8 protein-coding genes are annotated in these 9,560 nt (G+C 72.4%); 5 read left to right on the forward strand and 3 right to left on the reverse strand.

Annotated elements, in window-relative coordinates; translation table 11 throughout:
- From AB4039_RS39860 to AB4039_RS39870, 3 genes are all read left to right on the forward strand, one after another.
- On the forward strand, positions 1-208 hold a 208-nt coding region (locus AB4039_RS39860; protein ID WP_442273073.1), incomplete at its 5' end, for an adenosylcobinamide-GDP ribazoletransferase.
- A gap of 31 nt (positions 209-239) precedes the next feature.
- On the forward strand, positions 240-962 hold the full coding sequence (locus tag AB4039_RS39865) for a response regulator transcription factor (protein ID WP_266838640.1): 723 nt from the start codon (positions 240-242) through the stop codon (positions 960-962).
- Positions 963-1,116: 154 nt separating this feature from the next.
- A complete protein-coding gene (locus AB4039_RS39870; protein ID WP_266838639.1) occupies positions 1,117-4,239 on the forward strand; it encodes an efflux RND transporter permease subunit in 3,123 nt (1,040 codons plus the stop codon).
- Between the two features lie 271 nt (positions 4,240-4,510).
- On the opposite strand, the gene nadA is transcribed toward AB4039_RS39870, so the two are convergent.
- Positions 4,511-5,698 (reverse strand): quinolinate synthase NadA, encoded by a 1,188-nt coding sequence (gene nadA / locus AB4039_RS39875; protein WP_266838638.1) that lies wholly within the window; start codon positions 5,696-5,698, stop codon positions 4,511-4,513.
- Between the two features lie 334 nt (positions 5,699-6,032).
- On the opposite strand from nadA, the gene erpA reads away from it, so the two are divergent.
- Positions 6,033-6,389, forward strand: coding sequence for an iron-sulfur cluster insertion protein ErpA (gene erpA / locus AB4039_RS39880; protein WP_030010511.1), 357 nt, complete (start codon positions 6,033-6,035; stop codon positions 6,387-6,389).
- Between the two features lie 83 nt (positions 6,390-6,472).
- Here erpA and AB4039_RS39885 read toward each other — a convergent pair whose 3' ends face one another.
- Together AB4039_RS39885 and AB4039_RS39890 are read right to left on the reverse strand one after the other, a co-directional pair.
- The gene (locus tag AB4039_RS39885; RefSeq protein ID WP_266838637.1) at positions 6,473-7,942 is read right to left on the reverse strand and encodes a hypothetical protein; all 1,470 of its coding nucleotides are present in this window, start codon (positions 7,940-7,942) and stop codon (positions 6,473-6,475) included.
- A gap of 82 nt (positions 7,943-8,024) precedes the next feature.
- Positions 8,025-8,240 (reverse strand): hypothetical protein, encoded by a 216-nt coding sequence (locus AB4039_RS39890; RefSeq protein ID WP_266838636.1) that lies wholly within the window; start codon positions 8,238-8,240, stop codon positions 8,025-8,027.
- 132 nt (positions 8,241-8,372) lie between these two features.
- On the opposite strand from AB4039_RS39890, the gene AB4039_RS39895 reads away from it, so the two are divergent.
- On the forward strand, positions 8,373-9,350 hold the full coding sequence (locus AB4039_RS39895; protein WP_442273074.1) for a carbohydrate kinase family protein: 978 nt from the start codon (positions 8,373-8,375) through the stop codon (positions 9,348-9,350).
- The last annotated feature ends 210 nt before the right edge of the window (positions 9,351-9,560 follow it).

Raw genomic sequence — 9,560 nt, forward strand, 5'->3', positions numbered from 1 at the left:
CGTCACGGCCGCCGCCGCGCTGGCCGCGCTCCCGCAAGGGCTGCCCGCCGCCGTGCAGCACGCCGCGGCCGTCGCAGCGGGCCTGCTCGCCGCCGACCTCCTGCTGCGCCGCTGCGTCCGCCGCTTCGGCGGGGTCACCGGGGACGTCTTCGGCGCCCTGTGCGAAGTGGCGGCGACCACCGCCCTGGTGGCCCTCTCCCTCGGCTGAACCCGCGGGCCCGCCCACGTACCCTCGGGGCATGGCCGAGACGGGGACCCAGACGCAGACCGCCACCACGCCCATCAGGGTGCTGCTCGCCGACGACCAGGCGCTGCTGCGCAGCGCGTTCAAGGTGCTGGTCGACTCCGAGGCCGACATGGAGGTCGTCGGCGAGGCCGCCGACGGGGCACAGGCCTACGCCCTCGCGCGCGAGCGGCGGGCCGACGTCGTCCTCATGGACATCCGGATGCCCGGCACCGACGGACTCGCCGCCACCCGCATGATCAGCGCCGACCCGGAGCTCTCCGGGGTCCGCGTCGTCATGCTGACCACCTTCGAGGTGGACGAGTACGTGGTCCAGGCGCTGCGCGCCGGGGCCTCCGGCTTCCTCGGCAAGGGTGCCGAACCCGACGAGCTGCTGAACGCCATCCGCGTCGCGGCGGCCGGCGAGGCACTGCTCTCCCCGGCCGCGACCAAGGGCCTCATCGCCAGCTTCCTCGCCCAGGCCGGCCACGCCGAGGCCCCCGCCACCGGCTCCGCCCACGCCGGACGGCTCGCCGCGCTGACCGTCCGCGAGCGCGAGGTCCTCGTCCTCGTCGCCGCCGGCCTCTCCAACGACGGCATCGCCGGACGGCTGGAGGTCAGCCCGCTCACGGTCAAGACCCACGTCAACCGGGCCATGGCGAAGCTCGGCGCCCGCGACAGGGCGCAATTGGTGGTCATCGCGTACGAATCGGGCCTGGTCCGCCCGCGCTCCGACTGACCGGACGGGGTCCGCAGTACGACGGACCACCGCGGAGTACTGCGGACGCGGTATGCCGCGCATAAGGACGGGACCTGGGAGCGACGCAACGGCGCTCCGGCGTGGGCGAGGCTGGGACGCCCCCACCCGCGTCCGGCAGAGAGATCCCACACCCATGTCCTGGCTGTCCCGCTTCAGCCTTGCCCAGAGAGCGCTGATCGGCCTCGTGTCGATCGTCGCGCTGCTCTTCGGCGCCATAGCCATCCCGCAGCTCAAGCAGCAGTTGCTGCCCTCCATCGAACTGCCGATGGTCTCCGTGCTCGCGCCGTACCAGGGCGCCTCGCCCGACGTGGTGGAGAAGCAGGTCATCGAGCCCATCGAGGCCACCCTCAAGGGCGTCGACGGCATCACCGGCATCACCTCCACCGCCAGCGAGGGCAACGCCCTCATCCGGGCCACCTTCGACTACGGCGACAGCGGCACCAAGCAGCTCGTCGCCGACGTCCAGCAGGCCGTCAACCGGGCCCGCGTCCGGCTGCCCTCCGAGGTGGACCCGCAGGTGGTCGCCGGCTCCACCGACGACATCCCCACCGTCGTCCTCGCCGTCACCTCGGACAAGGACCAGCAGGCCCTCGCCGACCAGCTGAACAAGTCCGTCGTCCCGGCCTTGGAGGACATCGACGGCGTCGGCCAGGTCAGCGTGGACGGCGTCCGCGACCTCCAGGTCACCGTCACGCCCGACGAGGCGAAGCTCGCCGCGGCCGGCCTCGACGGGACGAAGCTCGCCGAAGGCCTCAAGGCCGGCGGCGCCACCGTCCCCGCCGGCTCCTTCGACGAGGGCGGCCAGAACCGCACCGTCCGCGTCGGGTCCGGATACACCTCCCTCGCCCAGCTGGAGGACCTCCGGCTGACCCCGGGCCCCGGCAAGCCGGCCGTCCGCCTCGCCGACGTGGCCGCGGTCAGGCAGGAGCCCGCCGCGGGCGACTCGATCACCCGCACCAACGGCAGGCCCAGCCTCGCACTCGTCCTCACCATGGACAAGGACGGCAGCGCCGTCGCCATCTCGGACGCCGTCAGGGACAAGCTCCCGGAGCTGCGCTCCACCCTCGGTTCCGGTGCCGCGCTGACCGTCGTCAGCGACCAGGGCCCGGCGGTCGCCCGGTCCATCTCCGGCCTGACCACCGAGGGCCTGCTCGGCCTGGCCTTCGCGGTCATCGTGATCCTGGTCTTCCTGGCCTCGATCCGCTCGACCCTGGTCACCGCGGTCTCCATCCCGCTGTCCGTGGTCCTCGCCCTGATCGTGCTGTGGACCCGCGACCTGTCGCTCAACATGCTGACGCTGGGCGCGCTCACCATCGCCATCGGCCGCGTCGTCGACGACTCGATCGTGGTCCTGGAGAACATCAAGCGCCACCTCGGCTACGGCGAGGAGCGCGAGGCCGCGATCATCACCGCGGTGCGCGAGGTGGCGGGCGCGGTGACCTCGTCCACGCTCACCACCGTCGCCGTCTTCCTGCCGATCGGCCTGGTCGGCGGCATGATCGGCGAGCTGTTCGGTTCCTTCTCGCTCACCGTGACCGCCGCGCTGCTGGCCTCGCTGCTGGTGTCGCTGACGGTCGTCCCGGTGCTGTCGTACTGGTTCCTGCGCGCCCCCAAGGGCGTCTCGTCGGCGGACGCCGAGAGCGCCGCGAAGGCCCGCCGCGAGGCCGAGGAGAAGGAGGCGAAGAGCCGCCTGCAGCGCTTCTACGTCAAGGTCCTGGGTTTCGCCACCCGGCGCCGCCTGACCAGCGTGGCCATCGCGGTCGTCGTCCTGGTCGCCACCTTCGCCATGACCCCGCTGCTGAAGACCAACTTCTTCGACCAGGGCGAGCAGGACGTCCTGACGGTCAAGCAGGAACTCGCCCCCGGCACCTCGCTGGCCGCCTCGGACGAGGCCGCCCGCAAGGTGGAGAAGGCCCTCGGCTCCGTGGACGGCGTCAAGGACTACCAGGTCACCGTCGGCTCCTCCGGCTTCCTCGCGGCCTTCGGCGGCGGTACGGGCACCAACCAGGCCTCCTACCAGGTCACCCTGAAGGACTCCGGCGACTCCGAGGCCGTCAAGGGGCGGATCCAGGACGCCCTGGCGAAGCTGGACGGCATCGGCGACACCTCCATCTCGGCGGGCGGCGGTTTCGGCAGCCAGAACCTGAGCGTGGTCGTCAAGGCCGGTGACGCGGGCGTCCTGGCCAAGGCAGCCGAGCAGGTCCGCGCCGAGGTGGCCACCCTGAAGGACGTCACCGACGTCCAGAGCGACCTGGCCCAGTCGGTGCCCCGCATCGCCGTCACCGCCACCCCCAAGACCGCCGAGGCCGGCCTGAACCAGGCCGCGCTGGGCGCCGTCGTCGCCCAGGCCGTCCGGGGCAACCCGGTGGCCAAGGCCGTACTGGACGACACCGAGCGGGACATCGTGGTCCGCTCCGCCCACCCGGCCACCACCCTGGCCGAACTCCAGGCCCTGCCGGTCGGCCCGGCCAAGCTCGGTGACATCGCCGACGTCAAGGTCGTCCCCGGCCCGGTCGCCATGACCCGGATCGACGGCGCCCGCGCCGCCACCATCACCGCCAAGCCGGTCGGCGACAACACCGGCGCGGTCAGCGCAGCGCTCCAGACCAAGATCAAGGCCCTGGACCTGCCGGCCGGCGCCACCGCAGCCATCGGCGGCGTCTCCCAGGACCAGGACAAGGCCTTCGGTTCGCTCGGCCTGGCCATGTTCGCCGCCATCGCCATCGTGTTCATGCTGCTGGTGGCGACCTTCCGCTCGCTGGTCCAGCCGCTGATCCTGCTGGTCTCCATCCCCTTCGCCGCCACCGGCGCGCTGGGCCTGCTGATCGCCACCGGCACCCCGATGGGCGTCCCGGCGATGATCGGCATGCTGATGCTGATCGGCATCGTGGTGACCAACGCGATCGTCCTGATCGACCTGGTCAACCAGTACCGGGCCCAGGGCCTGGGCGTCGTCGAGGCGGTCATCGAGGGAGGCCGCCACCGTCTGCGGCCGATCCTGATGACGGCCCTGGCGACGATCTTCGCCCTGCTCCCGATGGCGCTGGGCGTCACCGGCGAGGGCGGCTTCATCTCGCAACCGCTCGCGGTCGTGGTGATCGGCGGCCTGGTCAGCTCGACGCTGCTGACCCTGCTGCTGGTGCCGACCCTCTACACGATGGTCGAGCTCCGCAAGGAACGCCGCCGCGCGAAGAAGCGGGCCCGCCTGGCGGTGGTCCCGCCCCAGCCGGCGGACGAGACCCCGGTCAAGGTCTGACCGCCTGCCACCCCGACAGGGCCCCGGCCACCGCACCGCGCGGGGCCGGGGCCCTCGGTCGGGGTACAGCCGAGCAGCCGCCCCGGCTCCTGCCGGGGACGTCCGTGCGCCCGTCGTAGGAGCGGTTGCCGGGCGACATCCTCTTGATCGCCTCCGCGTTGAGCGGGAGGCAGAACGAGCGCTGGACCGGCCCGCCGCCCGCCCGGGCCGCCTGGAGGAACGCCGAAGGGGGCGCCCGGCMGCAGCCGGGCGCCCCCTTCCGTACTGATCGTTACGGCAGCGCCAGCATCCGCTCCAGCGCGAGCTTCGCGAAGCTCTCCGTCTCCTTGTCGACCTGGATCTGGTTGACCAGGTTGCCCTCGGCCAGGGACTCCAGGGTCCACACCAGGTGCGGGAGGTCGATGCGGTTCATCGTCGAGCAGAAGCAGACCGTCTTGTCGAGGAAGACGACCTCCTTGTCCTCCGACGCGAAACGATTCGCCAGCCGCTGGACCAGGTTCAGCTCGGTGCCGATGGCCCACTTGGAGCCGGCCGGGGCCGCCTCCAGCGCCTTGATGATGTACTCCGTCGAGCCGACGTAGTCCGCGGCCGCCACGACCTCGTGCTTGCACTCGGGGTGGACCAGCACGTTCACGCCCGGGATCCGCTCGCGCACGTCGTTGACCGAGTCCACGGAGAACCGGCCGTGCACCGAGCAGTGGCCGCGCCACAGGATCATCTTCGCGTTCCGCAGCTGCTCGGCCGTCAGGCCGCCGTTCGGCTTGTGCGGGTTGTAGAGCACGCAGTCGTCCAGGGACATGCCCATGTCGCGCACGGCGGTGTTGCGGCCCAGGTGCTGGTCGGGGAGGAACAGCACCTTCTCACCCTGCTCGAAGGCCCACTCCAGGGCCTTCTTCGCGTTGGACGAGGTACAGATCGTGCCGCCGTGCTTGCCGGTGAAGGCCTTGATGTCGGCGGAGGAGTTCATGTACGAGACGGGGACGGTCGTACCGGCGACCCCGGCCTCGGTCAGCACGTCCCAGCACTCGGCGACCTGTTCGGCGGTGGCCATGTCGGCCATCGAGCAGCCGGCCGCGAGGTCGGGCAGCACGACCTTCTGGTCGTCCGAGGTCAGGATGTCCGCGGACTCGGCCATGAAGTGCACGCCGCAGAAGACGATGTACTCGGCCTCCGGCTTGGCCGCGGCGTCCTTGGCCAGCTTGAAGGAGTCGCCGGTGACGTCGGCGAACTCGATGACCTCGTCGCGCTGGTAGTGGTGGCCGAGGATGAAGACCTTGTCCCCGAGCTTCTCCTTGGCCGCGCGGGCGCGGGCCACCAGGTCCGGGTCGGACGGCGAGGGCAGGTCGCCGGGGCATTCCACCCCGCGCTCGCTCTTGGGGTCGGCCTCACGGCCGAGCAGCAGCAGGGCAAGGGGCGTCGGCTGGACGTCCAAAGGCTGGGCGGTGGTCACGACACGCACCCTTTCTGTTCTGCGACAAGGGAATTCGGGGATTGCGGGAGTGGCAGCTTGACGACTTCTCGTCTATTTGACGCTATCTATCATAGCCGCTTCATGTCACTTTGACGATGCCGATAGTGTCGATGTGACGCATTCGCCCGGCCGGGTGCGGCCCGCTCCACCGGTCCTCATCGCGGGGTCCACCGCTCCGCCCGGGTGTGCGAGCATGAATATCTGAAACAAGGCGCCGGCCCCGGAATGAATCCGCGGTCCCGCTGGTTGCCACCCACGGCAAGAGTCCGACGTTTCCCCAGCCGCTCCGGCGGGGAGCCGCCCACTTCGGGAGTGAATGCAGATGTCCGTACAGGACGACAAGACCACCGTGAGCGACGGCATCCTCCTGTCCGACGCCGCCGCCGAGAAGGTCAGGACCCTGCTGGAGCAGGAAGGCCGCGATGACCTGGCGCTCCGCGTCGCCGTCCAGCCCGGTGGCTGCTCCGGCCTGCGCTACCAGCTCTTCTTCGACGAGCGGTCCCTCGACGGCGACGTCGTCAAGGACTTCGACGGCGTCAAGGTCGTCACCGACCGGATGAGCTCCCCGTACCTGCACGGCGCCTCGATCGACTTCGTCGACACCATCGAGAAGCAGGGCTTCACGATCGACAACCCGAACGCCACCGGCTCCTGCGCCTGCGGCGACTCGTTCAGCTAAACCCGGCTGACCCCGTACGACGAGGGCCCGGGCACCGGTCACAGCGACCGGTGCCCGGGCCCTCGGGCGTTCCCGCTACCGCCTCACTGGCGGGGGAGCGTCTTGCCCGTCGTCGCGTCGACCACCTTCCGGTCGCCGAGCGGCTCGCGGAGCGTGGCCGACACGGTCATCTCCTGCGCCAGCATGATGCAGGCCTGCCCCTGCCGGTTCGGCGTCTCGGTGACCTTCACCAGGACCGACCCGGGCTCCTCCCGCGCCTCCAGGGCGTACGTGCTGCACGCCCCGCCCCAGAAGTTCACCGTCAGCGTCCGGTCGGCCTGCGCGTACGAGAACGCGGGCGCGGTCCTGTCCTGCGGGGGCACCGGGGCGCCGCCGCCGTCCTTGCCCGCCGGGGAGGCCACCGTGCGGCCCGGAGCGCCGTCCTTGCCCGCCACCTCGAACAGCCACGCCGGCACCAGGCCCCGTCCGCCGTCGACCGTCCCCGGGGCCAGCCCGAGCACGGCCCCCCGTACGGTCTCGGTCCGCGGGGGCTTCATCGGACGCGGCTCCGGGTTGCAGGGCAGGGTGTCCGTCGCGCCCGTCGGCGTGTCCGGGGTCAGCGGCACGGAGGTCGCGCAGCCGCTCGGGCCCGGACCCGTGCCGTCGCCGCCCTTGCCGGCCGCGTTGAGCCGGGCCAGCGCCTCGTCGGCGCCGACCACCGGCTGCTCACCCGTGCGGACCGGGGCCTTGAGCTCGCCGCTGCCCGCCACCACCTTGGCGTCGGGGCCCACGCTCACGCGGGTGGACCAGCCCGTGGTGGGCAGCCCGCCCACCACCGGGTCGGCGCTCACCACCCGTACGGAACCCTGGAGCAGGCGGGCGTCCTGCTTGGCGTCGCCCTGGCCGGCGGCCGCCAGCACCGGGGCCGCGGCCGCCCTGGCCGCCTCCTCGGACACCGGCCCCGCGCCCGCGTCCGACCCGGCGACCGCGGACCCCTCCGCGGCACCCTGGGGGAGGGTGGCCGGGCCACAGGTGTCCTTGCCGCGCACGCAGTCGTCCCCGGCGCCGCCGCCGTTCGGGGCGCCGCCCTGGAAGCGGGAGAAGCTCCACGTCCCGGGAGCCCTGCGGGTCACCGTGAGCCGGGGCCCCGAACCGTCGGCGGTCTCCCCGGCCTGCCACTGCTCGCCGTTCAGGCGCGGCGCGCCGGAGATCCCGAGGGCCTGGGCGAGCCGGGCCACCTCGTCGGAGGAGACCTCGCCGGACGCCGCGAAGGACGGCGCCCCGCCCGCCGGGGCCTGCGGCAACTGCCCCTCGGCCCGGTAGGTGACCCCGCCGCCGGACGGATCCGGCTCCCCGGGCGCGATGCCGGGCCTGGACGGGGACCCCGTGGGACGGGGCGCGACGGCCGCGCTGTCACTCGTACGGGTTCCGCTGCCCGAGGCGTCTCCGTAGGCCGTGGACGCCCAGTACGCCGTACCACCGCCTGCCAGCAGGACGGCGGCGGCGATCGAGCCGATGGCCCAGGCCGGCCGCCGTCGTGTGGCGCGTGATGTTTCGGGTTGTTCGCTGGTCACCGCATCGCTCCTTCGCGTGTCCCGCCGTACGTGATGCGGGTGTGACGCGGCGGTCGCGAAACCGGTTCCCTCCCGGTGGCCCTCAGTCCCCGTAGGCGGCGGTGGAGGCGATCAGCCGGGCCGAGGCGGGCGGGACGCTGATGCCGTGGATCTGCGAGGGCGTGACGCGGACCGGGCGCGGCTCGTGCGGGACGGGCCAGTGCGGTGCCATCCGTGCGCAGTCGCCCAGCAGCCGGGCGAAGCCGGGGCGGGCGCCGGCGGTGGGCTCTGCGTACCCGAAGCCATCGGTAGAGGTCATGGGGGCACGGTAGGCACGCCGATGCGGGCGAAGGAAGTCCTACTACGGGGTAGTTTCGACGGGTCGGCCCACCGCCGTGGACCGGGTAGTTTTGACTGTCCCCTTGCCGTCCTCCGCAGGAGCATCCACGCCGTGCGCATCGCAGTCACCGGCTCCATCGCCACCGACCACCTCATGACCTTCCCGGGCCGCTTCGCCGACCAGCTCGTCGCCGACCAGCTCCACACGGTCTCCCTCTCCTTCCTCGTCGACAACCTCGACGTACGGCGGGGCGGCGTCGGCCCGAACATCTGCTTCGGCATGGGGCAGCTGGGAAGCCGCCCGATCCTGGTCGGCGCCGCCGGCTCGGACTTCGACGAGTACCGCGCCTGGCTGGACCGCCACGGGGTCGACACCGAGTCGGTGCGGATCTCCGAGGTGCTGCACACCGCGCGCTTCGTCTGCACCACGGACTCCGACCACAACCAGATCGGCTCCTTCTACACGGGCGCGATGAGCGAGGCCCGCCAGATCGAGCTGAAGGCCGTCGCCGACCGGGTGGGCGGGCTGGACCTCGTCCTCATCGGCGCCGACGACCCCGAGGCGATGCTCCGCCACACGGAGGAGTGCCGGACGCGGGGGATCCCCTTCGCCGCCGACTTCTCGCAGCAGATCGCGCGGATGGACGGCGAGAACATCCGCACCCTGATGGAGGGTGCGACGTACCTCTTCTCGAACGAGTACGAGAAGGGGCTCATCGAGTCGAAGTCCGGCTGGACCGACGGGGAGATCCTCGCCAAGGTCGGCACCCGCGTCACCACGCTGGGCGCGCAGGGCGTGCGGATCGAGCGGGCCGGGCAGGAGTCGGTCGTCGTCGGCTGCCCGGAGGAGACCGCGAAGATCGACCCCACCGGTGTCGGCGACGCGTTCCGCGCGGGCTTCCTGACCGGGCTCGGCTGGGGCGTCGGGCTGGAGCGGGCGGCGCAGCTGGGCTGCATGCTCGCGACGCTGGTCATCGAGACCCTGGGCACCCAGGAGTACACGCTGGCGCGGGCGCACTTCATGGAGCGCTTCACGAAGGCCTACGGCGAAACGGCGGCCGCGGAGGTCCGCGCCCACCTTCCCGCCTGACGCCTCTCCCGCGCGGGGCGGCGCGGCCAGGGGTGGCCGGCCGCCGCGCGGGGCGGGTCCCCTGCCCGCCCTTCCACCGTTCCCCGGGCTCGGCCCGGACCGGCCCGGTGGTCCGGACCGGCCCGGTGGTCCGGACCSGCYCGGTGGCCCGGACCCGCCGTCGTGCGCCCGCGCACCTCACCGCACGGCGCTCCGCGCCCGGGCCCCGCT

The sequence above is a fragment of the Streptomyces sp. M-16 genome (assembly GCF_052114405.1).
Taxonomy (GTDB): Bacteria; Actinomycetota; Actinomycetes; order Streptomycetales; family Streptomycetaceae; genus Streptomyces.